We start from the raw sequence: 22,724 nt of genomic DNA, 5'->3' as shown, positions 1-22,724 counted from the left end.
TTGGCAAAATCCGGAGCTGAATCGGAAATGTTTATTTTTGTTGGGAAAAGTTTATTTTTGGGTTACACTTTTAAAACTATCTGCGAGACGCACTCAACGTGCGCCGCATGCGGAAACATGTCCACCGGCTGCACATACTCCACCCGGTAAAGCTTCGACAACACTTGAATATCCTTCGCCAGCGTAGACGGATTACATGACACATAAACCATCTTCTTCGGTTTGACTTTTAACACAGTTTGCAGGAATTGATCGTCACATCCGGTGCGTGGTGGGTCTACGACAATGACGTCAGGGCGCCAGCCTTCATTTACCCATTTGGGTAGGAGCTTTTCGGCTTTTCCTACGGCATAGGTAGCGTTTTGGAAGCCATGTTTTTTTGCGTTCTTTTTTGCGTCTTCGATGGCTTCCGGGATGATTTCGATTCCGCGGATTTCGGCTGCACCGTCCGCAAGCCATAGTCCGATTGTTCCCACTCCACAATAGGCATCGACGATTTTTTCCTTGCCTGTTAATTGAGCTGCCTTTTTTACTTCATCATATAATTTGACGGTTTGCTCAGGATTCAGCTGGAAGAACGCTCTGGCTGATAGTTCGAATGAAAGGTCTCCTAGTGTTTCTTGAATGACCTCGCTTCCGTGCAGATGAATCGATTCGTCACCAAAAATGAGTGATGTTTTTTGGCCATTGATGTTTTGGATGATCGATTTTACTGCCGGTAATCGTTTTGTGATTTCTTCTATTAATAAGCTTTTTCGTGGGATTTCTTTTTCAGCTGTAATTAAGACGAGCTGCACTTCACCAGACTGGACGCCTACTCTTGTGACGATGGTACGGACGAGTCCTTTTCGATTACGTTCATTGTAAATTGATATTTTTAAGTCCTGAAGGATCATTTTTACGGTTTGCGTGACCTTGCTTGTTGCCGGATGCTGAATCATGCAGTCGGCGATATCGATTAGTTTGTGAGAGTTAAGGCCGTATAGTCCTGCTATCACTTTTTGCTTATCAAGTCCGACCTGAAACTGGCTTTTGTTCCGGTAGTTCCACGGGTTTTCCATACCAATCGTTTCTTTAATATTGAGCTTTTCAATAGGTGTTTTACTATAACGCTCAAACGCTTGGACAACGATATCCCGCTTTTCTTTTAATTGCTGACGATAATCCAAATGCTGAAGCTGGCACCCGCCGCATAGATCGTAGATTGGACATGGTGGCTTGACCCGGTGCTCTGATTTTTTGCGGATTTTTTTAATCCTGCCCTCAGAGAATTTTGGTTGAACCTTTGTTGCTTCGACGACTACCTCTTCACCTGGTAGTGCGCCAGGCACAAAGACGACCTGCCTTTTAAAATAGCCGACGCCTTCTCCGTTGATTCCGAGTCTTTTTATTGTAAGGGGGAATGTTTGTCCCACCTCTAATTTTGCTTGGTTTTCTTTTTGCTGTTTCATCTTACACACAACTTTCTATTCGATGCTTCGCCATAGATATAAGGAGGCATAGCTTAAATATGGCTCCCATGGCTTGCTGTATTCTTCCATCTCTTCATAGGTTGGCTTTTTATCAAGATTGTATAATTTTTTAATCGCATTTTGGATCCCGATGTCTGCTAGTGGGAAGAGATTTTGGCGTCCCAATGCAAATAACAGGAAGTTTTCTGCGGTCCATTTTCCGATTCCGCGCACTTTTACGAGAGTGTCCATGACCTCTTCATCTGTTTTTGATAGAAGATCCGGAAGGGTTAGCTCTCCCGCTGCAATTAGCTTCGATGTATCAATCACATATTCCGCTTTCCGCCCACTGAATTGCAATTCTCTCAAATCCGAGACAGACAACCCGGCTATTTTTTCAGGTCTAGGATGGATCCATGTTCCTTCGATTTCTTCACCAAATGTGGTCACAAACCTTGATGTAAGTGTATGGGCAAATGTCATATTTAGCTGCTGATGAATGATGCACTTCATTAAGCTAAAATATGGATCAAAGTCTAAAACCAACGGTGTTCCACGATGTTCTATGAAAATATCTCGAAGATCTGTTTGTAAATAATGGTCTTGAATTCCCTGTAATGGGGTGTCCCATTGAAAAATGTGAGATACGTGTTGCAACGCATATTCCATTAAATCATTTCGGGAACCTGATACTACAAAAGTGGGCTCCTCCGTTGTTCCTGTTGCTTTTACAGTAACAACCACAGGTTCATTTTTAACATAAAAAGGTACCTTTACTGAACGTTCATCTTTATTCAAAGCGTTAAGCGGATTTATCGATAGCCGGTCTAGGACGCGATCAAAATTATATGGCGGCTGAACATGTACTGTTTTCTCCCACACGGGAACCAACCCCAATTCACAAGTGATAATACACATTATACCATTCGGAGGCAAAAAAAATCCCCCTGCAAGTAGGAGGATTGCGATGTTATTTATTTAATAGATCGTCTCTTAGCGGTGTAAAGGTATCTAGTAGAATACCTTCTTCTAATGCAACGACTCCATGTTTATGATTTCCTGGAATAAAAATCGTTTCTCCTTGAGATATGGTCGTTTGTTCACCCTCGATTGTAAACTGGAAGCTTCCCTTCATCACGTATGTGAGCTGTTCATGTGGGTGGCTGTGTTGATAGCCTTCCGCACCTTTTTCAAAGTGAACTTCCATCATCATCACCGATTCACCCGGTGGGAAGATTTTTCGTTTTACCCCTGGTTCTGCGTTTTCCCATTCTCCGACCATTGTTACTCCCCCTTAATATGTATTCCCTTACATTATAGGAGGAATCGCGCTTTTTTCATAGCGCCTTGGCCTTCGAATTTTCAATTTCTTCACTTTTTGAAGAGTTTAATAAAATCACGCCACCGATGATTAGGATGATACCTGCTAGTTTAATAGTGGTGAAAACCTCTCCCCAGACAAGCGCACCAATCACAGCCGTTAGGGCTGTTCCGACTCCCGACCAAATTGCATACGCCAAACTTAGTGGAAGACTTTTAAGGCATAAGGATAAGCAATAAAAAGCTATTCCATATCCTACGATGACACCGATTGATGGAAAAAGAACAGTGAATCCCTCGGACATTTTCAGCATGGTTGTCGCAACGATTTCCGCGATAATGGAGATGGTTAATGCCAGATACCCCTTCATTTAATGAACCCCTCCCATATTCAGCAAAATGACTCCACCAATAATCAAGAGGAATCCGAGGATTTTTTTCATATCGATTGTTTCTTTATAGATGATGATTCCGACTAATGCGGTTAGTGCAGTTCCAAGTCCTGCCCAGATTGCATACGCCAGCCCGAGCGGCAATGTTGTTAATGTTAGCGATAAAGCATAGAATGCTAGACCATATCCGATCACGACTCCTAAAGAAGGAAGAATTCTTTTGAATCCGTCGGTTGCCTTAAGCATCGAGCTGCCGAATACTTCGCTAATAATGGCTAATAGTAAAAGGATGTATGCATTCATAGTGATTTCCTCCTGCCTAAAAAGGTCATATTCTCCATTTTACCTTTTTTATTGATGTTCGGGAATCAGGGAAAATTTAGGACCGCACTATTTTTGTATACATGATACACTTAAAATAGAGTTTCATTACATAATTTTACCCAAGGAGTTTTTGCAATGAAAAAGTTTTTACTATTAACTGTTCTGTTGGTATTGTTGGCGGCCTGTGGAAATAAGGCCGAGGAGGCTAGTTCGAAACCTGAAGAACCCGTTAAGAGTGTGGAAAATGAGGCTGATTCTGAGAAAGCAAATGACAAGGTTCAGGTTCCAGAAGCCAGCGAAAAGGCAGATGTTTCAGATGAAAATGCAGATGCTGAGACAGCAAACGCCGATTTCGAAGTGACGTCCGAAAATAGCGCCCTGAAGGACCAATATTTAAGTGAGCTCTCAAAGATAGAAGAAGAAATCGAAAAAATGCCTGAGGGCGAAACACAGATTGAAATGGAAGAAATCGCGAATGGAACCTATAAAATCTGGGATGATCAGCTTAATAAGATTTGGAAAGAACTAGAGGCCCAACTTCCGAAAGAAAAAATGGATAAATTACGGGAAGAACAGCGCAGATGGATTAAAGAGAAATATAGGTTGGCAAGTGAAGAAGCTGAACAATACGAAGGCGGTTCAATGGAGTCTTTAGTTAAAATTAGCAAGCAAGCCGAGGTAACGAAAGATAGATGCTATGAATTAGTTGAAAGTTTTATGTGAAGTAGAAAGGACTTAGATATGCGATTCTAAGTCCTTTTTCTATTAATCCATATTAAAAAGTAACTCTTCTTTAATGGTTTTTTCCGCCATTAGCTGGTCTAGGCTTCGGAAGGTATAGCCTTCTTCGCGCAGGTCGTCGATCGCCTTTCCAAGCGCATCGGCATTATCCTTCGAAACCGTATGTAGCAACAGAATTGCCCCCGGATGAATTTGTCTCATGATGTTGTTGTAAGAATACTCCCACCCGCGTTGGTTATTGATGTGCCAGTCAACGAAAGCGAGCGACCAGAATACATTTTGATAGCCTAGATTATTTGATAAAGCTAATGTTCGTTCGCTAAAAATGCCGCGTGGTGGACGAAGATAGGTAACATCCTGCCCGGTTAACTTTTTCGTTTCCTCCCGAACCGAGTCCAATTCTTTTCGAAGACGCTCATCACTTACCCTTGTTAAATCTGGATGATACCATGAATGATTGCCAACGATATGCCCTTCCTTTGCCATTCTTTTTACGAGTTTAGCTTGATCTTTTAGATAGTGTCCGGTGACGAAGAATGTCGCGGGAACCTTTCTCTCTTTTAACACATCAAGAACTTGTTCGGTATAGCCATTTTCATAGCCATTGTCGAAGGTGAGATAGATGTCTTTTTTAGTGGTATCGCCAATATAAAATGCACCATATTTCGCAAGTAGTTGATCATACTCCTCACCCGCTGAGGCTGGTTCATGATTTTTACTCTTTTTGAACCCCCAATGGATAGGCGCATTTGAATAAGCTGCCGCTACCTCGTGGGCACCAGCCAATGAAAAGGTAACAATCAAAAGAAGAAGTATGCCAAAAAGCCTTTTCAAAAGTAAAACCTCCTAAAACTCCGTTAGTCGTAGCGTTAGTTTTTACCACATTTAGGGAGTTCATGCAGGGAATTGATTACCAAAATGATTTTGTTGAGGAAGGGAATAAAATTGGTTGGGTTGAGATTAGGGTGAGGTATCCTATTTTCTATTATATCGGACAATATTCTTATTTTATCGGACATAAAATTTCATATATCGGACAATCCTTCTGATATATCGGACATAACTTGTATTTTATCGGACATAGCCAATTTCACCCCACATTTTCTCTCTATAAACGAAATTAAAAAAACCCGCTACGCGCAAACGTAACGGGCCACCCACAATCAATATTTTAAGCAAATACACGCTCTTTGAATTGTTCTAGTTTTTCTAACGAAGATTTGTCGACATCCTCGTGCAGGCTGTTGCCGTGTGAGTCCATTGTGACAACGGCTGTGAAGCCTTCAACAGATAGATGCCACATTGCTTCAGGGATACCGAACTGCATGAGGTCAACGCCATCCACAGACTTGATGCAGTCTGCATAGTATTGTGCAGCTCCACCAATCGCATTTAGGTATACTCCACCATGCTCTTTTAATGCAGCAAGCGTCTTAGGTCCCATTCCACCTTTACCGATAACGGCGCGGATACCAAACTTTTTCATGATATCGCCTTGGTATGGCTCCTCACGAATACTAGTTGTTGGGCCGGCAGCTTTCACGTGCCAGTTGCCATCTTCATCCTTAAGCATAACTGGACCACAGTGATAGATGATTTGTCCATCTAAATCAACTGGTGCCTCATTTTCAGATAGGTGCTTATGGATTGCATCACGGCCAGTAAACATGCGGCCATTGATTCTTACCACGTCTCCTACTTTAAGTTCACGAATTTGCTCTTCAGTGATTGGTGCTTGAAGCACAACCTCACGAGTTTCAGACTTCACTTCCACTTCTTCTTGGTCTTTGGAGAAGTCAATCTCTTCCCCATCTTGGTATAACCAATCTTTAATGTCACCAGTATCTGCATCAAGCGTAACACCTAGACGGCGATATGCCCAACAGTTGTACGCAACAGATACGAAGAAGCTTGCAGGAATACGGTGCATTACGCCAACTTTACAGCCAAGCAGGGTTGTTTCGCCGCCGAAGCCCATTGTTCCGATTCCAAGCTTGTTTGCATTTTCCATTACGTAATCTTCAAGTTGACGAAGCTCTTCGTTTGGATTTTCATCCTCAACAGAGCGGAAAAGCTGCTCTTTCGCTAACTCGTAGCCAGACGTACGGTCTCCACCGATTCCAACGCCGATGAATCCAGCACTACAGCCTTGTCCTTGCGCTTGGTAAACAGAGTGCATGATACACTTACGAATTCCATCAAGGTCACGGCCAGCACGACCAAGTCCCTCGAGCTCAGTTGGTAAGCTGTATTGAATGTTCTTGTTTTCACAGCCGCCACCTTTTAAAATAAGGCGGACATCGATGTAATCCTCTTCCCACTGTTCGAACTTAATCACCGGAACACCTTCACCAAGGTTGTCCCCGCTGTTCTTACCCGTTAATGAATCGACGGCGTTAGGACGCAGCTTTCCGTCCTTTGTTGCTTCTATAATTGCTTCACGAATGGCTGCTTTGATTTTTAATTGGTTTACACCAACAGGAGTTTTCACTTTAAAGGTTGGTAGACCTGTATCTTGACAGATTGGTGAAACATTTACGTCTGCCATTGAAATATTATTGGTGATTGTTGAAAGAGACATAGCAGCACGAGTACCCGCACTTTCACTCGCTTTTGCACGAGCAACCGCTCTGCGTACATCCTTTGGAAGTCTTGTTGATGTTTCTACAATTAATTTGTACATACTTTGTTGTAGCTTATCCATCTGTATTCCCCTTTCCCTTATATCCCCGTTTTTATACGTTTTTATTTATCCGTAATCACAATTTTCATTATACTCCTAGAAGTTTTTTTGGGAAAGAGATTTGCAAGCGATTCCAGTTTTTGTGGCTTTTTCTTTTATTAAATTAACCCCGATTAAACCGGCGCTTGAAAAAAGGACTGGGATTATGAAACCGAAATAATATCCAGATGAAAAATGATCTAGGACAATTCCAAAAATGGCAGGCAGTAGGACCGCACTTAAAAATCCGCCTGTGTTCGCAAAACCTGTAACCATACCGGACTCACTGGTCGGAAAAGTTTTACGAACGACCGCAAAGGTTAAGGAATTTGAGCCAAACGCAAATCCGATGATAAAGAAAAGCGAAATGAGCAAGAATAATGGGGGTCCCTCTCTAAATAAAAGGAAAGTTGACCAGCACAAAACAGTGACAACATGAAAAAAGATATAGGGCCGTTTGATCATGCCTAATCGACTTGAAATCCAACCGATTAAAGGCGCGCCCAGTAATGCCCCGATTAGACTAAACATAATGAGCTGGCTTGCTTCAAGTCGGGTGAGTCCGTGAATCTCCATTCCGTAAGGCACCGCCCATGAGCCGATAAATCCTAAATACCCTCCGACGAGCCCAAAATGACAAAGAAACAATGCCCATGCTTGCCGACTGGAAAAAATTCGTCGCAGTAATACGGATGTTTTTTCACGCTGGACTTCGTTCCTCTCGATCATCGGGTGGTTTGGCTTTTTTACAAGGATAAAATAAAGAAAAATCCCGCACAAACAGAGCAGAATTCCCCCTGAAAGGAAGGCTCCCCGCCAGCCAAGTAAAGTTATCAATGCTGAAAAAGGAACGGTTGCCATCAGGAACCCTAGACTTCCGGTCATTCCCGCAACACCGATGAGCCTGGTAAATTCTTTTTCATTAAACCACTTGCTTAAAATAAGGACTAAATTTACCCAGATAGTCGCATCCCCTACTCCTGTGAGGATTCTTGCAAAAAAGAGGATGAATTCATGTGTTCCAAGGCTGTAAATGATGGTTCCAACGCCTGTCAGCATCGCACCTAATATCAGGAAAAAGTTTGGTCCATAGCGGTCCGCCAAGATTCCCATTGGTATTTGCAGGCCTGTGTATACGAAAAATTGGATGCTTGTTAGCAGTCCGATTGTTGTAGCAGTGACCTGAAAATCAGTCATCAATTGGTCTGTAATTAGTCCGGGCGCGGTACGCTGGCTTGACATCACTACATATGTAAACAAAACAGAAGCAAAAATAACCCATCTAAATTTACTAGTTTGTTTGCCCATTAATATCACCCTCCGTACTATATATATGGGTTTTTGTATCAGTAGTGCTCATACACATGTGAAAAAATCAATCATTACAATTTTGGATTTGTCCATGTATAATCAAAAAATGGGAGTTGAGATCATTGAATAAAAAAGACATCGCAAACATCCGCAAGCAATTTAAATTAGAAAATCAATATTTAAAAATTAAAGAAATTTTCAATGTGTATGTAAAAAAGGAATCTAATGAGATTTATCACCATATTTGTCAACCGTTCGAGCTGTTGGAGCAGGAAGCTCAGGAATTATTTTTAGATAACTTCAAAAAGACATTAACTGGGCAGCTGGATACAAAGCTGTTTGAATTGAGGTTCCAGCATGGTGTCGAGAATAGTACACGAGATCTTTTGTATGACGGGCTGCAAATGGAAGACACTGAAGACTGGATCGAGCAAATGCTGCAAATCGTGGAGAAAATGTATGCAGAGAAGGTTTATGAGTTTGATACTGTCGTTACATTCCTCCGCGCTGAGTATCGAAAGCCCACACGCAAACGTGACCCTGAATCAGAAATGGGCGGCTCTGATGAGGTTTATTTTAGCCCCCTCATTGTATGCAGCTTAAATAAAATCGACCAACCGAAGAAGACATTGGTTTTTGATTATATTGAAAGAACGTTTAAACCAAATACTTTACTGGACCCGGTTATAAATCTGACGGCTCCGTTAACAGGTTTCCTTTTTCCAACATTTAACGATAATGCTGCAGATGTGAATCATATTCTGTATGCTGCTGGTAAGGCAAATGAGCCTAGTTATGCTTTCATTACTGATGTATTGAATTGTGAGGATATCATGACGGCGGAAGATGACAAGATTGGCTTCGAAATGATTTTGAAAAATGTGATTGGGGACACGGTCGAGTCCGAGGTTATTTCGAATGTATATGAGGAAATCGACCGATTCGTTCAGGAAAAAGAAGAAGATGAAGAAGAAAGCGAACCACCGATGATTAACTATCAGGATGTTGAGCGCATCTTGAAGGTGAGTGGCGTTGAAGATGTGGACACAGCAAAGGTCGAGCACGCTTTTAAAAGCGTAATCGATGACGAGCACCACGAATTCAAAGCAGCCAACCTTGTGCCAAAAACCATTAAAATCAACACAAAAGTGGCCAACCTTAAATTGAGTCCAAAAGAATTAAAGTACGTCAAATACATCATGTACCAAGGCAAGCGTTGTTTATTGTTGGAGATTGATGAGGATGTCGTTGTTGAAGGGTTGACGTTGGAAACGAAGAATCCAGGGGACAACGGGGATCGTTCGTCTGATTCTAATTTTTAATAATTGTTTATTAAGCAAAGGCTACCTTGAAGGTAGCCTTTGTCTTGTATGAAATGGATTTGGATGAAGTTTCGGTTGGTTTTCCTCTTCATGACGCTGATGAAGAGGATTGGGAAGAAGTTTTTGCTTCGCTTTCCCCTTCATAGGACCGACATCCTTATTCCTTCCAATCCTTCTTAAACCGTTCATATTTTCCTTCTAAGTCATCGAGCATCGCAATGAGGCGGTCGATGTCTTCGAGGTCGGTGGATTCAGGGTCCATTGAATCGATCACCTCTACAAACATATTTAGCCGATTTTTTAAATAGGTTAATTGTAAGTCTTTATCATGAATCGCGTTTCCCAAATTTCAACGTTCCTTTCATTTTTCAATCATTAAGGCCCACGCGATGTGGGTCACATTGACGTTGCCACAAGATGTGGCGCTCCTAGTCTTTGTTCATTATGCATAAATGTGTCTGCATTGACAACTATTATTCTTTTCAATACAATGCTTATGGCGATTTGTGGTTTAACAAATCCGGAAAAGGAGTTACATAATGACAAATTTACAATCTTCTATTCGAATTTCTCCCGCACATGATCCGTGGGAGGCTTATTTAGATGTTGAGCAGTATGGCTCAATGCAATTGACCAATATCGAATTTACAACTACTTATCTATGCAACATGAGATGCGAGCACTGTGCGGTTGGCTACACTTTACAGCCAAAGGATCCGAAAGGTTTGCCTATTGAGCTATTGCTTAAACGCCTTGATGAAATTCCAAAGCTTCGTTCCTTAAGCATTACGGGTGGCGAGCCGATGCTTTCCACAAAATCTGTGAACAATTATGTTGTCCCTCTTCTTAAGTATGCCCATGAACGAGGGGTTCGTACTCAAATCAACTCGAATCTCACGCTTGATTTGGCACGATATGAAAAAATTGTTCCTTATTTAGATGTGCTGCATATTTCACATAACTGGGGAACGATTGATGATTTTGTCGAGGGCGGATTTGCGATGATGGAAAAAAAGCCTACATTTGAACAACGCGAGCGTTATTTTCGGCGGATGATTGATAATAGCAAAGCTTTATCTAGGGATGGTGTAATGGTTGCCGCCGAGACGATGCTGAACAAACGGACTCTTCCCCATTTAGAAACAATCCATAAACAGATTGTGGTGGAAATGGAATGTGGCAGGCACGAGGTGCACCCCATGTACCCAAGTGATTTCGCAAGCAATCTCGAAGTCCTTTCGCTGAAGGAAATTCGGAGTGCGATTCATCATCTGCTCGATATTCGCGATGAAGATGTATGGATGTTATTTGGTACATTGCCGTTTTATGCGTGCAGCAGCAATGAGGATGATCTTGCATTACTTAAGAGACTGTATTCCAGTAAAAATGTAACGGTCCGGAATGATCCTGATGGTCGTTCCCGTCTCAATGTGAACATTTTTAACGGAGATATTATCGTCACTGATTTTGGTGACACTCCCTCACTAGGTAACGTTCAAACAACATCACTTCAGGACGCTTATGACAACTGGTCGGAAACGAAGATTGCGAAGGAATTAAGCTGTCACTGCCCGGCTGTGAAATGCCTGGGTCCAAATATCCTAGTGAAAAATGCGTATTACAAAAAGGATGACTTTACAATACGCCGTGCTAACCTATAAAAAATTCGGGCGATGCCTAAATCGCCCGAATTTCTTTTTACACCGCATTAACGGGCAGTAAGGTCCCCCTTTTGGGACCCAACTGCCCGTAAAAGCCCGATTAAATGAACAAAGACTAAGAACGCCACGTCCTGTGGCAACGTCTTTGTGACTCACATCGTGTGGGCCTCAACTAACCATCAGTAGGGGATGAAGATATCCCCTACTGATGGAAGTTTCACTTTACCTTGGGGTTTCTGAAACGAGGAAACCATAAGAAACATGGTCTTGGACAGGTATCCAGGCGCCGATTCCTTGGTGGGTTACATTTTTAACCACGATGGATTTTTTGCTTCCCTTTAAAACAAGGTAGACTTCACCATATGTAACCTTCCCTTTTTCATTGACCGCCGGCGCATATGCATATAAGTACCCCAGCCTTTTCGGTGGTATATTATAAACTTGATCCTTCTTCGTTGCTCCACCAATGATTGTTGTAAAGGATAGTGGGAGCTTCGATTTTTTAGCTGCTTCGATTAACATCATTTTCTTTACATCGTCTGCATCCTGAATTTCTGCTGTTAATCCACCTCTGACAATCTTCTGCATTTCTTGTTTGTAGTGGATTTTATATGGTGCCTTACCGCCGCGATTGTCATAAAAGTTCGTGTTGATTTTTTCATACTCCCAATTCGTGCTTGTCTCAGACGATTCATAGTTTAGCGGCCACTGTCCTAAATAAATAGTTGCGCGATATCCAAGCGCCAGTGGAGTCGTTTGGATCGCCGACTCATTTAAAATACGAATAAGATCCGGATTTTCAATTTCTACATCAGCACTATTAATCAGCTCTTTTGTGAGCTTACTTGGCTGGAGATAGGGTAAATCCTGTGTTGGGTTTGGATACGTATTATCCTGCGAAATGTCTAAAACAGAACTTGGAATTTTGAATTTATCTGCTGTTGCATTCTTCGATTTATCGGTACCTTCCGCCAATGCGTTTCCGGCAACAAGACCAAACATCAACATGACGGCAACTATAAAAAGAAATTTTCGTTTCATAGACGGTACTCCTTTCCTTGTCTTTGTGCTTAGTTTTTTCGAAGGTTTTGTATCTTATCCATCCTTTTATTAGGTAATTTTCTAAAAAGGAAAAAAGCCAGCAAGTTCATCCCCTGCTAGCTTTTAGTCCCTTATTCATCAATCTCTCACAATGCGGAAAAAAGAACTGAATGATTGGTCCGATTCCAAATGTACAGACCAGTGTTCCAATCCCAATCGGACCTCCAAAGATAAGTGCTAAAATCAGTCCTGTTGCTTCAGCAATTGTTTTTGAAATCCCAACTTTTAACTTAAATCGCTTACTAATTGCGAGCATTAAATTATCGAGTGGCGAAATCGGAAACTTTGCCTGCAGATAGATGGCGATCCCGAGTGAGGCAACCACTAATCCCCCTATCAAAATTAAAAACTTCACAACAAACCCTTTAAAATTCAATTCGTCCAACGCAATCAACAACCAAAAATCAATAAAGAAGCCGATTAGAATAATGGTTCCGATTGCTAGAAATGCTGGGCGCTCACGAAGCAAAAGTGCATTTACAAACATGACACAAATACCAACAATAATAACCCAATTACCGACTGTCAGTCCAATTGTTTGTGATAGCCCGACATTAAGCGCGTCCCATGCCCCAGCACCGATTTCCGCGATTATCATTAAACTAATTCCAAGCGCCAGGATAAACAACCCAACGCAAAAAAAAGCAATTCGTCTTGTGATCATAGATGAGCTCCCCTAGGTAAAAATACGCTGAACATTGCTATTTATTATAATCGACAAGTATTAGTTTATCGATATTTTTTTATTTTTTTAATTTTAACAGAATATTTTCAATCTTAGGTAAATAATATAAAGTATACCTAACTTGAAGGAGGGATAAGGAGACCATACCTTAATGACAGGGGGTATGCTATTCGATCATCAGACGAAGAGGTTCACCAATGGAATCCCTTAAAAGTACTTAGAAGAACATGAAAAAACCAAACGACTCTGTGTGGATAATATCTGCACAGAGTCGTCTTTTTGTCTTTATAGTAAATAAAAACCAATCCCCATAATGGCGTACGCCGCGAGCAGTGTGCCACCTTCAAACCAGTTCGTTTCTCCATCATTCGTAACAGCAATCGTTAAAAATACAGCAGTAATCATCGAAATTAATTCTGGCATTGAAAACACGAGCGCCAATTGTATATCAAGGAATAATGAAATCAAGACTAGGAGCGGTGCTACAAACATGGCGACCTGCAAAGTTGAGCCAATCGCAATTTCAATGGCCACATTCATTTTATTTTTATAAGCCATCATAACAGCGGAAGCATGCTCTGCAGCATTTCCTACAATCGCCACAATAATAATCCCGATAAAAATTTCACTCCAGCCAAAGCTTTCCGCGACCACATCAAAGGTATGAACGAGATTTTCGGACACATATCCGACCGCAACCGTCGACAACGCCAGGATAAGAACAGCCTTCCACTTCCCCCATTCCGGCTCTTCATGCTCTTCATTTTCCTTTTCCACCTGCTCGGAATCCTGCTGGTAAATCCCGCGATGGGAAACAAGCTTAAAGAACAGCCCTGCTAAATACATCAGGATTAAAATGACCGAAATCCCAACACTTAATGTAAATGTATCACGATCATTCATCTCCATAGAAAAAACCTCTGGAATGACGAACGCTAGAATAATCGAAAAAATCAACAAGCCCGAGTTATGGCGGGCATCATGGATATCAAATTTCTGCCTTTTAAACTTGATTCCTCCCACAAAAAAGGAAAGTCCAGCAACGAGTAAAAGGTTACCAAGTACAGAGCCGGTTAACGATGCAAGAACTACTGTGACAAGTCCGGCCTTTAATGCAAAAATAGAAATAATAAGTTCAACTGCATTTCCAAAGGTTGCGTTTAACAGCCCGCCAATCCTTGGCCCAGCAATAATTGCAAGACTTTCTGTCGCTCTTCCCATAAATCCTGCCAAGGCGATAATTGTTAAACAGTAGACAATAAACATGATGACGGCTGGCCAACGCAAAAGGCTTCCAATCACTGAAAGCGGAACACCAATCACAACCATAATCAGAAAAAGACGATTCATCGTGACACATCCTTTTTTTAACCTAAAAAAACTACGCCATTCCTTTGCGTAGTTTTCCTCTATAAAAATTATGTTCTAATATGGTGTTTTTATTCATCAACGATTTCATATGTCTCTGTAATTTCAATGCTTCCTTTCACCGATTGTGCCATCGGGCAATTGCGGGAAGCTATTTCAATGGAACGCTCAATTTTATGTTCATTCAAATCCGAACCTTTTATGACGTAATGAAGATGAATTTTTTCAACCCGATTGGCTTTGGCCTCATTTCTTTCAACCTCTGTATGGATGGTGATGTCCTGCACCTTCATTCTCTTTTTTTCGAGAATTTTTCGAAGCGTTCCCCCACTGCAGACCGCGATGGACGAGATCAATAGCTGATATGGCCTAAACCCATAAGCCTCATCTCCTGCGACATGTAACTCCCCGTATTCCACATCGGTGTAAAAACCAACTTCCTTCATATTAAAAATCATGAAAATTACCCCCTATTCATTCGTTACATCTAGTGTACCAAAACTTGCACTGAATCAAATACGCCTTAGCGTATTTGCGCCCGATTTTGTTCGAGCTTGTCTCGAAAAATTTCCTTTGAAAAATCGTGGCATCCGCCGGAGGCTTTAACTTTATTCAGTCCAGGTTTGAACCGTCCACTAATTATTATACTCTTTTACCATTTACTGCCCACTTAACGAAGTAGGGACTCCTACTGAATAAAGTTAAATCATTTCCATTTCCAATCTCGGGTTAATTTTGTATGATTAGAATGGAAATTGAACTGGGGGAGTACAACATGAAATTGCGGTTTTGGATATTAGTGAGCATTGTAGCCGTCTCGGGGTTCAGCCAAGGCATGCTGCTGCCGTTGATTGCTGTCATCTTTGAAAATAGCGGATTGTCATCCACCTTAAATGGTTTAAACGCAACTGCCCTCTATATCGGAATCTTATTTGTTTCACCATTTATGGAGCACCCTTTGCGCAAATATGGCTATAAACCTGTCATTTTATTTGGAGGATTGCTCGTGGTCTTATCCCTTGCCTTCTTCCCATTATGGAAATCGTTTTGGTTTTGGTTTGTATTGCGGCTTTTGATTGGGATTGGGGACCATGCCTTGCACTTTGGAACCCAAACATGGATCACATCATTTTCTCCTGAAGATAAGCGCGGCAGGAACATTTCCTTATATGGATTGTTCTTTGGGCTTGGCTTTGCGACAGGTCCATTAATGACTCCGTTGGTTAATATCAATGAAGCATTGCCATTTATTCTTTCATCCGTCTTATGCTTAATCGGTTGGTTCTTTTTATTCCTATTAAAAAATGAGTTTCCTGAAACAGATTTGGGTGTAAACTCATTTAGAGAAACGATCAATCGGTTTTCGAAAGCTTGGAAGTATGCATGGGTCGCATTTTTACCGCCTATGGCCTACGGCTTTTTGGAGTCATCCCTAAACGGAAGCTTCCCTGTGTATGGGTTACGAATTGATTTAAATGTTACATTTGTCTCGATTTTATTAACCTCGTTTGCACTCGGCAGCATCATCACCCAGCTCCCATTGGGGATTCTGAGTGATAAATTTGGTCGGAGAACGATTTTAACGATTGTACTCTTTTTAGGTTTTCTAAGCTTCACCATAGCAAGTTTCCTAGAACACTCTCATGTCGGGCTTTGGCTCTGTATTACGTTTGCGGGGATGGCGGTTGGGTCAACATTTTCACTCGGCATCTCATATATGACCGATTTAATGCCGAAAAATTTACTCCCGACTGGTAACCTTCTTTGTGGCATCTTTTTTAGTATTGGCAGCTTGATTGGTCCGTTCATCGGCGGACTCTTTATCCAATACGTTGAAAGCATTAGCTTTTTCAATGTGATTGCTACCATTTTATTCGTTATCTTTATTGTGATCACGGTGTTTGGATCGAGAACAGCAGCTAAAACTGTCGGGAAAGAGGCTTCCTTCTAAAAGGAAGTCTTTTTTCCTGCCTATTCTTTAGAATTTTGTTGACGTTTTTCAGAAGGCTGTTATATAATACAAATAACATTAATATACTGTATTAAAACAGATGAATAGAACGAAAAAAAAGGGAGAGGGTAAAAATGAGTAGGCAAGAACGCAAAAACATGATGGAGTTTATTGAAAAGGTTAAGGGCATTGATAAGATGGAGCTTATGTATATGACAGATGCAGATATCGAACATATCTATGACACTGTGTATTACCACTTTGAAGAGACTGTTGAATAATGGATTGAAAAAACTCGCCAGTTTGTGTAACGGGTTCTGTTACCTGTCACTAAAACTAAAAATGTATATGATAAAGACCATCAAATTGTAACAGAATTTGATGGTCTTTTTTGTGGTTGTGTATATGTATTAGTTGAATAGGTAATATTCGCTTTAATGCAACAAAATAATGCTCTCTTGATTTTTGAGGTCTTGTCCTTAAATCGAGTAACCAGCGGAAGTAAAATAAGCGGAATTTTTTCCGCTATATACAGAATTGAGCTAGTTTTGGGGTAAATAAGGGTAGGTTTTCCGTCTATGAGAAGCAAAATCCCCCATTTTCGAATTTTTCGAGTAAATAGCCGGAATTTCTCCCTCTATATAAAGCTATTTTCAAAGTTATTTACTAATTAAGCGGAATTTCTCCTTCTATTTATCAGCCTGGGTGCTTAACCTAATTCTCCAACCGATAGGTACGGACCCCTTTATCCAGATGCAAAGAAAAAACGAATGCCAATCCATTTACAAATCTAGTAGCATTTTCGACTCATATTCGGTAATGTGATCGGCATCCGAACCCGTTACGGTTTGAGACGAGTGTTTTGGTTATTATTCGTCTGCCCTGTATTCTAAAAGATCCCCTGGCTGGCAGTCCAACGCTTTGCAAATCCCTTCCAATGTGGAAAATCGAACAGCTTTCGCCTTGCCATTTTTTAAAATGGACAGATTGGCCATCGTGATTCCGACTCTCTCGGACAGCTCCGTTACACTCATTTTTCGTTTCGCTAGCATGACATCTATATTGATAATGATTGCCATTGTTTTCACCTCAAACGGTTAAGTCGTTTTCTTCTTGAATTTCGATCGCATTTTTCAATAGCTTTTGAAGCACGGCAGCAAAAACAGAAACGATCAAACAAGCGAAAATGATGATTAATGCGAGAAGCAGCACACCTGGATTGCCCGCATCTTGCGAAATCACAAAAAAGAAGCCAATGACATACCATGCACTAATAATAGCTGCACAATATTTAATGAACGATAAGGATTTTACCGATTTTTGCGAGAAGGCATTATTTCTATCTATATTAATGAGTAGCTTAAAGCCGTGGTATAGGGCATATAGATACGGGATTAAGGTTATTTCGATTCCAATTAACAGCGGATACTTCAAATACGCATATTCTACATTCTTGACTGCAAAATCATTTGCTACCCAAGGTAACCAAAACATAAATAAAGCCAAAACAACGATTCCCATAAAAAAGATCGCTGCTTTTAAAAAGAGTGTACCCCCTCTTTCTTTCAGCTTCATGATTTCCTCCATTCAAAACACCTCACCAATGTCTTTTTGATTAGTGTACACAATATTTTATTGTTTATCAATAAATATTTATCATTTAACGCAATTACATATTCTTATTTAAAATAATTATAAAAAGGACTTTTAAAAATCAGATTATATGTTATAATTAATAATAATTACAAAGTAAAAATAACTAAAATGAATGACTGCTATCAAAATGATTGCAGTTTTCTTGTTTAAATGGCTTATTGATTGTGATTACTGTTCTCAATTAACAGAAAGCAGTTGATTTTTATTCTCAATTAGATGCCACAAATGATTACTTTTCTCAATTAGAATACGGAGGCGAATAAAAATGAGTACCGAAGCAAAAACAGCCATAATGCAAAAGCATGTTTATAAATCAGACAAAGAACCTTCTCCAGTCCAAGAAAAACTAAGGCTTCACGGAGAATTAATTGCTGCTATTACAAGTGGAGTGTTCATCGCAATCGCATGGACATTAGGTCATTTTGAACAAAATAACGCTTCGATTGTTATGTACCTTCTTGCATTTATCATTGGTGGTTATGCAAAGGCTAAGGAAGGAATAACAGATACAATCGCCGAAAAAGAGCTAAATGTGGAAATGCTGATGATCTTTGCGGCAATCGGATCAGCGATTATCGGTTACTGGAATGAGGGCGCGATTTTAATCTTCATTTTTGCATTAAGTGGAGCCCTTGAAACCTATACGATGAACAAGAGCCATAAGGAAATCTCGTCTCTTATGGGATTACAGCCGGAAGAAGCAACCCTGATCCAAAATGGGATTGAACGAGTTGTACATGTTTCTTCTCTTCAAATTGGTGACAACATTTTAGTGAAGCCAGGCGAGCGTATTCCGGCAGATGGAACGCTCTTAAAAGGCGAAACAAACGTGGACCAAGCCGCGATTACCGGCGAATCGATACCGGTACAAAAATCACTTAGTGACGAGGTTTTTGCTGGAACGGTTAACCTGCGTGGTTCGATTACCATTGAAGTGACAAAACCAAATGAAGACTCTTTGTTCCAAAAAATTATTAAACTTGTTCAATCCGCACAAAGTGAAAAATCACCTTCACAGCTTTTCATCGAAAAGTTTGAAGGTAAGTATGTAAAGTTTGTTTTAATAGCAGTTGGTTTAATGATGTTTCTTCCTCACTTCCTTTTAGGTTGGACATGGACGGAAACCTTTTATCGGGCTATGATTTTACTGGTCGTTGCATCCCCTTGTGCTCTTGTTGCTTCCATCATGCCAGCAACCCTATCAGCCATTTCAAACGGTGCAAGACGCGGGATTCTTTTTAAAGGCGGTGTACATCTGGAACAGCTTGGTCACCTAAAAGCAATTGCGCTTGATAAGACTGGGACACTAACAAAAGGAAAGCCTGTTGTAACAGATGTTATTGTGGCAGATTCAATGGATGCGGATGAATTTTTACAAATTGTTGCTTCAGTTGAAAACCAATCTGCCCATCCATTAGCTGGTGCCATCGTGACATATGCAAAATCAAATGGCCAGGAGCTTCTTTCTATTGATGGTATCGAGGATATGCCTGGATTTGGTGTAAAAGCAATTGTTGGTGAAACAAATTGGTTCATTGGTAAATCTGATTTTGTCGGGAAAGAAGCAGCAGTTACTTTTAAAAATGGGATTGCGAAACAATTGGCTAGTGAAGGGAAAACGATTGTTTATGTAAAATCAGGTGACAACATTTCTGGGATTCTTGCTTTGAAGGATGTTGTTCGTGAAGATACGGTTTCCGCTATTTCGGCCCTAAAAGAACTCGGAATCTACACGGTCATGCTTACTGGTGATGGTGAAAAAACGGCGGAAGCCATTTCGAAGGAAAGCCATGTTGATCAACATATTGCCGAATGTTTACCGGAAACAAAGGTAAATCATATTAAAGATCTAATTTCAAAATATGATACAGTGGCCATGGTCGGAGATGGAATCAACGATGCGCCTGCCTTGGCAACAGCCAGTGTCGGGATTGCAATGGGTCAAGGAACAGATGTCGCACTTGAAACCGCAGATGTTGTGCTTATGAAAAATGACCTGCCACGAATCGCGGAAGCCGTAAAGCTTTCTAAACGCATGAATCGGATCATCAAACAAAATATTATCTTTTCAATCGGCGTGATCATGCTATTGATTCTGTCTAACTTCTTTCAACTTATTGACCTCCCATTTGGTGTCATTGGTCATGAAGGAAGCACGATTCTCGTTATATTAAACGGACTTCGCTTATTGAAGTCATAAATGAAAGGACTTGACCCCATCGGTCAAGTCCTTTTTGTCATTTGGAAAATAATAGGAGAACAACGGAACCGTCCCCCTGTTTTTTAATGATATCCGTTGCTGCCGTTAGCGGAGCTGCTTGTTTTATGTTTTGGGTTTTTATTCTTTCCCTTTTGTTTTGTGTTGCCATTTTTTTTAGACATGTAAAGGCCTCCTTGTATTGTACTTACAACCTTATTATCTCTCGGGGGTCTGATTTCAATGAAGGTAACTTCCGGAAAAATCAGCGTCCGTCCCTGATCCGATGACAGTTAAGAATCGCGTTAATTTCTCCACCAATGATGATAATCATCGCAGATAAATAAAACCAAATCATAAGCACAATGATGGCTCCCAGGCTCCCATAAGTTGTAGAGTAATGCCCAAAGCTGTTGACGTAGTATGAAAAGGCAAGGGACACAAACATCCATCCAAACGTTGCAAAAAAAGCACCAGATATGATTTCCTTCATTTTTAATCGTCGGTTGGGGGCGACCCAGTATAAAAAAGTAAACACGATAAACAGAATCGCCGCACTCACAATCCAACGAATTCCATTCCAAATATCTAAAAATTCATCAGACAAACCAAACGATGAAAACATAAAAATCCCGATTTGTTTTCCAAAGACCGGCAATAGCAACGCGACAATGATGACAAAAATCATCCCAAATGTTAATAATATTGAGATCCCTCTTGTAAAAAAGAAATTCCGTGTTTCTTTCACATCATAAGCTTTGTTAAACGCTCGAACAACCGCGTTAATTCCATTGGAGGACGACCACAACGTCCCAATGATACCAATGGATAATAGACCGCCTTTTTGCGAATTAACGATGAAATTCAAGTTTTCTTCAATCATATCAACAGTACCTTCTGGTGCGTACTGTGCCACAAATGCCAATACATCGATTTGAGAGATTGGCAAATACCCAATTAGTGTCACAAGAAAGATTAAAAATGGGAATAGAGAAAGCAAGAAAAAATAGGCAAGCTCTGCCGAAAGACTACCTATTTCATCTTCCTTATAGCGTAAAATTAATTCCTTAATAAACCGCAAATCTAACGTTCGAATTTGGGTCATCTTTTCACCTCTCTATATTATCGTCCCTCATACCTTCCGATTTATTAGAAATTGCGTCCTTTGTTTCTTTCACTGCCTCAACGATTTCAGGAGTTGTTTCAACAATTTTATTCACGTTCGAGGTCACAATACGTACGTCTTCTGCCACCTGCTCTATTGTTGTACGAACCGTGTTAAAGCGGTCCTTAACAAGCTCGGTATAACCCTGCGGATTTTTCATGACATCTGCACACTTTTTACTAACTCTTTTACTAGTATGTAAAAACTGCTCTCTTGTTTCCTTATCGAATAAAGAAATTGCTGCTCCTAGGACAGCCCCAACGACCATCCCTTCCACCATTTTATTGCGTTTCGCCACATTGGTTTACTCCTTCCCAACAAGATTTTCTTTTTTAATCACGTCTAAAAGGTGCTTGCAGCCGTTGCTAACAAGCTCGTACGTTTCATCAAAATTCCCTGTATAATATGGATCGGGCACATCAGTAACTTTACTGTCTTCGACGAAATCGAGTAGCCTTTTGATCTGACCGATCTTTGCTGTACCCGCCATTTTGTGCAGATTTCCTAAATTTTCAGAGTCCATCGCAATAATATAGTCAAAATCTTCCAGGTCCGCTGGAACGACCAGGCGCGCCTTCATTCCTTCGAACGATACATTGTATTTCGTTAGTATCGTCTGCGTACCCTTATGCGGGGGATGTCCAATATGCCAATCCCCTGTTCCCGCTGAGTCCACTTGAATGTCGTTTGCCAGTCCTTCCTTTTTAACGATATCTCGAAAAATGGCCTCCGCCATCGGTGATCTGCAAATATTCCCTAAACAAACAAATAACACTTTTATCATTATGTACATACTCCTTCATGTCATATTTTTCCGTATGGTTCCATATTAAATAATAGCAGAAACATGATACAATAAGAATACACTGAAAATTGAAAGGATGAAAATATGGATCTCTCACAAAAGTCGGTCGAAAACGTAGAGTTTATGATAGAAAAAATTAAAGAAAAGTTGAAAGTTCTAAACTTCGGTGCCATTAAGCCTTCCCATTTTGATGAAGATATGTACGAGGAATTAAAAGACATCTATGATCTCACCATGAAAAAGAACTCATTCAGCCCGAACGAAATGCAGGCAATCGTCGAAGAACTCGGCAGCTTACGCAAAAACAGGTAATACATAGAATCACTGCGGCCATAACGGCCGCTTTTTTGTTTATAGGGGCTTTGCAGAGGACATATCTAGGCGGAGACGCATATTTTCCCCCGAAGATGCAAATACTCGCGCGACGATGCATATCTCCCCGCGTAGATGCAAATACCTCCGCGACGATGCAAATACTTGCTCGATGATGCATATCTCACCGCGTAGATGCAAATACCTCCGCGACGATGCATATTTCTACGCGTAGATGCA

26 protein-coding genes are annotated in these 22,724 nt (G+C 40.8%); 7 read left to right on the top strand and 19 right to left on the bottom strand.

All coding sequences use genetic code 11. From position 1 onward, the window contains the following. Positions 1–62: 62 nt before the first annotated feature. The 5 genes from rlmD to LKW28_RS21715 all read right to left on the bottom strand — a co-directional run bounded on the left by rlmD (position 63) and on the right by LKW28_RS21715 (position 3,466). Complete coding sequence (gene rlmD / locus LKW28_RS21735) at positions 63–1,451, bottom strand: 23S rRNA (uracil(1939)-C(5))-methyltransferase RlmD (RefSeq protein WP_229142514.1); 1,389 nt, start codon at positions 1,449–1,451, stop codon at positions 63–65. 15 nt (positions 1,452–1,466) lie between these two features. Beyond that, entirely contained in the window at positions 1,467–2,333 is an 867-nt protein-coding gene (locus LKW28_RS21730; protein WP_229142516.1) for a DNA-3-methyladenine glycosylase family protein, read from the bottom strand. Positions 2,334–2,421: 88 nt separating this feature from the next. Next, positions 2,422–2,733 (bottom strand): cupin domain-containing protein, encoded by a 312-nt coding sequence (locus LKW28_RS21725; protein WP_229142513.1) that lies wholly within the window; start codon positions 2,731–2,733, stop codon positions 2,422–2,424. A 55-nt stretch (positions 2,734–2,788) separates the two neighbouring features. Continuing rightward, positions 2,789–3,142 carry a DMT family transporter gene (locus LKW28_RS21720; RefSeq protein ID WP_229142512.1) on the bottom strand — a complete coding sequence of 118 codons (354 nt, stop codon included), beginning with the start codon at positions 3,140–3,142 and terminating at the stop codon, positions 2,789–2,791. Next, positions 3,143–3,466 carry a DMT family transporter gene (locus LKW28_RS21715; protein ID WP_229142511.1) on the bottom strand — a complete coding sequence of 108 codons (324 nt, stop codon included), beginning with the start codon at positions 3,464–3,466 and terminating at the stop codon, positions 3,143–3,145. It lies immediately after the preceding gene. A gap of 156 nt (positions 3,467–3,622) precedes the next feature. On the opposite strand from LKW28_RS21715, the gene LKW28_RS21710 reads away from it, so the two are divergent. Then, the gene (locus LKW28_RS21710) at positions 3,623–4,210 is read left to right on the top strand and encodes a lysozyme inhibitor LprI family protein (protein WP_229142510.1); all 588 of its coding nucleotides are present in this window, start codon (positions 3,623–3,625) and stop codon (positions 4,208–4,210) included. Between the two features lie 42 nt (positions 4,211–4,252). Here LKW28_RS21710 and pdaA read toward each other — a convergent pair whose 3' ends face one another. The 3 genes from pdaA to LKW28_RS21695 all read right to left on the bottom strand — a co-directional run bounded on the left by pdaA (position 4,253) and on the right by LKW28_RS21695 (position 8,258). Continuing rightward, the gene (gene pdaA / locus LKW28_RS21705; protein WP_420708927.1) at positions 4,253–5,044 is read right to left on the bottom strand and encodes a delta-lactam-biosynthetic de-N-acetylase; all 792 of its coding nucleotides are present in this window, start codon (positions 5,042–5,044) and stop codon (positions 4,253–4,255) included. A gap of 355 nt (positions 5,045–5,399) precedes the next feature. After that, entirely contained in the window at positions 5,400–6,932 is a 1,533-nt protein-coding gene (locus tag LKW28_RS21700; RefSeq protein WP_229142509.1) for a fumarate hydratase, read from the bottom strand. Positions 6,933–7,007: 75 nt separating this feature from the next. After that, the gene (locus LKW28_RS21695; RefSeq protein ID WP_229142508.1) at positions 7,008–8,258 is read right to left on the bottom strand and encodes an MFS transporter; all 1,251 of its coding nucleotides are present in this window, start codon (positions 8,256–8,258) and stop codon (positions 7,008–7,010) included. A gap of 125 nt (positions 8,259–8,383) precedes the next feature. Here LKW28_RS21695 and LKW28_RS21690 point away from each other — a divergent pair, with 125 nt between their 5' ends. Continuing rightward, on the top strand, positions 8,384–9,583 hold the full coding sequence (locus LKW28_RS21690; protein ID WP_229142507.1) for a DUF4317 domain-containing protein: 1,200 nt from the start codon (positions 8,384–8,386) through the stop codon (positions 9,581–9,583). 21 nt (positions 9,584–9,604) lie between these two features. On the opposite strand, the gene LKW28_RS23075 is transcribed toward LKW28_RS21690, so the two are convergent. Together LKW28_RS23075 and LKW28_RS21685 are read right to left on the bottom strand one after the other, a co-directional pair. Further along, positions 9,605–9,727 carry a hypothetical protein gene (locus LKW28_RS23075; protein WP_267498104.1) on the bottom strand — a complete coding sequence of 41 codons (123 nt, stop codon included), beginning with the start codon at positions 9,725–9,727 and terminating at the stop codon, positions 9,605–9,607. A 13-nt stretch (positions 9,728–9,740) separates the two neighbouring features. Then, positions 9,741–9,929, bottom strand: a complete 189-nt coding sequence (locus tag LKW28_RS21685) for an SE1561 family protein (RefSeq protein WP_229142506.1) — start codon at positions 9,927–9,929, stop codon at positions 9,741–9,743. Positions 9,930–10,122: 193 nt separating this feature from the next. Between LKW28_RS21685 and yfkAB the strand changes: the two genes are divergently transcribed. Next, positions 10,123–11,244 (top strand): radical SAM/CxCxxxxC motif protein YfkAB, encoded by a 1,122-nt coding sequence (gene yfkAB, locus LKW28_RS21680; RefSeq protein WP_229142505.1) that lies wholly within the window; start codon positions 10,123–10,125, stop codon positions 11,242–11,244. 222 nt (positions 11,245–11,466) lie between these two features. Here yfkAB and LKW28_RS21675 read toward each other — a convergent pair whose 3' ends face one another. The 4 genes from LKW28_RS21675 to LKW28_RS21660 form a co-directional block, all read right to left on the bottom strand. Then, positions 11,467–12,285 (bottom strand): YfkD famly protein, encoded by an 819-nt coding sequence (locus LKW28_RS21675; RefSeq protein WP_229142504.1) that lies wholly within the window; start codon positions 12,283–12,285, stop codon positions 11,467–11,469. Positions 12,286–12,391: 106 nt separating this feature from the next. Then, complete coding sequence (locus tag LKW28_RS21670) at positions 12,392–13,009, bottom strand: YczE/YyaS/YitT family protein (protein ID WP_229142503.1); 618 nt, start codon at positions 13,007–13,009, stop codon at positions 12,392–12,394. 306 nt (positions 13,010–13,315) lie between these two features. Beyond that, positions 13,316–14,380, bottom strand: a complete 1,065-nt coding sequence (cax, locus tag LKW28_RS21665) for a calcium/proton exchanger (RefSeq protein WP_229142502.1) — start codon at positions 14,378–14,380, stop codon at positions 13,316–13,318. An 89-nt stretch (positions 14,381–14,469) separates the two neighbouring features. Then, positions 14,470–14,856, bottom strand: a complete 387-nt coding sequence (locus LKW28_RS21660) for an OsmC family protein (RefSeq protein ID WP_229142501.1) — start codon at positions 14,854–14,856, stop codon at positions 14,470–14,472. 317 nt (positions 14,857–15,173) lie between these two features. Here LKW28_RS21660 and LKW28_RS21655 point away from each other — a divergent pair, with 317 nt between their 5' ends. Both LKW28_RS21655 and LKW28_RS21650 read left to right on the top strand, forming a co-directional pair. Continuing rightward, a complete protein-coding gene (locus tag LKW28_RS21655) occupies positions 15,174–16,349 on the top strand; it encodes an MFS transporter (protein ID WP_229142500.1) in 1,176 nt (391 codons plus the stop codon). Positions 16,350–16,483: 134 nt separating this feature from the next. Then, entirely contained in the window at positions 16,484–16,630 is a 147-nt protein-coding gene (locus LKW28_RS21650) for a BH0509 family protein (protein ID WP_229142499.1), read from the top strand. 588 nt (positions 16,631–17,218) lie between these two features. Here the strand turns inward: LKW28_RS21650 and LKW28_RS21645 are convergent. Together LKW28_RS21645 and LKW28_RS21640 are read right to left on the bottom strand one after the other, a co-directional pair. Continuing rightward, the gene (locus LKW28_RS21645) at positions 17,219–17,428 is read right to left on the bottom strand and encodes a helix-turn-helix domain-containing protein (protein WP_229142498.1); all 210 of its coding nucleotides are present in this window, start codon (positions 17,426–17,428) and stop codon (positions 17,219–17,221) included. Between the two features lie 10 nt (positions 17,429–17,438). Continuing rightward, a complete protein-coding gene (locus LKW28_RS21640) occupies positions 17,439–17,924 on the bottom strand; it encodes a DUF2975 domain-containing protein (RefSeq protein WP_229142497.1) in 486 nt (161 codons plus the stop codon). Between the two features lie 346 nt (positions 17,925–18,270). Between LKW28_RS21640 and LKW28_RS21635 the strand changes: the two genes are divergently transcribed. Further along, complete coding sequence (locus LKW28_RS21635) at positions 18,271–20,205, top strand: heavy metal translocating P-type ATPase (protein ID WP_229142496.1); 1,935 nt, start codon at positions 18,271–18,273, stop codon at positions 20,203–20,205. Positions 20,206–20,467: 262 nt separating this feature from the next. Here LKW28_RS21635 and LKW28_RS21630 read toward each other — a convergent pair whose 3' ends face one another. Genes LKW28_RS21630 through LKW28_RS21620 form a run of 3 tightly spaced genes read right to left on the bottom strand, consistent with a single transcriptional unit; the run spans position 20,468 to position 22,151 of the window. Further along, complete coding sequence (locus LKW28_RS21630; RefSeq protein ID WP_229142495.1) at positions 20,468–21,307, bottom strand: YihY/virulence factor BrkB family protein; 840 nt, start codon at positions 21,305–21,307, stop codon at positions 20,468–20,470. Between the two features lie 4 nt (positions 21,308–21,311). Further along, positions 21,312–21,665: a YtxH domain-containing protein gene (locus LKW28_RS21625; RefSeq protein WP_229142494.1), complete on the bottom strand. Its 354-nt coding sequence runs from the start codon at positions 21,663–21,665 to the stop codon at positions 21,312–21,314. 6 nt (positions 21,666–21,671) lie between these two features. Further along, positions 21,672–22,151: a low molecular weight protein-tyrosine-phosphatase gene (locus LKW28_RS21620; protein WP_229142493.1), complete on the bottom strand. Its 480-nt coding sequence runs from the start codon at positions 22,149–22,151 to the stop codon at positions 21,672–21,674. 105 nt (positions 22,152–22,256) lie between these two features. On the opposite strand from LKW28_RS21620, the gene LKW28_RS21615 reads away from it, so the two are divergent. Then, positions 22,257–22,484 (top strand): DUF1128 domain-containing protein, encoded by a 228-nt coding sequence (locus LKW28_RS21615; RefSeq protein ID WP_229142492.1) that lies wholly within the window; start codon positions 22,257–22,259, stop codon positions 22,482–22,484. Positions 22,485–22,724: the final 240 nt, after the last annotated feature.

It is taken from the genome of Bacillus sp. REN16 (genome assembly GCF_020731355.1).
Taxonomy (GTDB): Bacteria; Bacillota; Bacilli; order Bacillales; family Bacillaceae_L; genus Ferdinandcohnia.
Note: the sequence above shows the minus strand (reverse complement) of the source record. Positions and strands in the feature narration are given on the sequence as shown.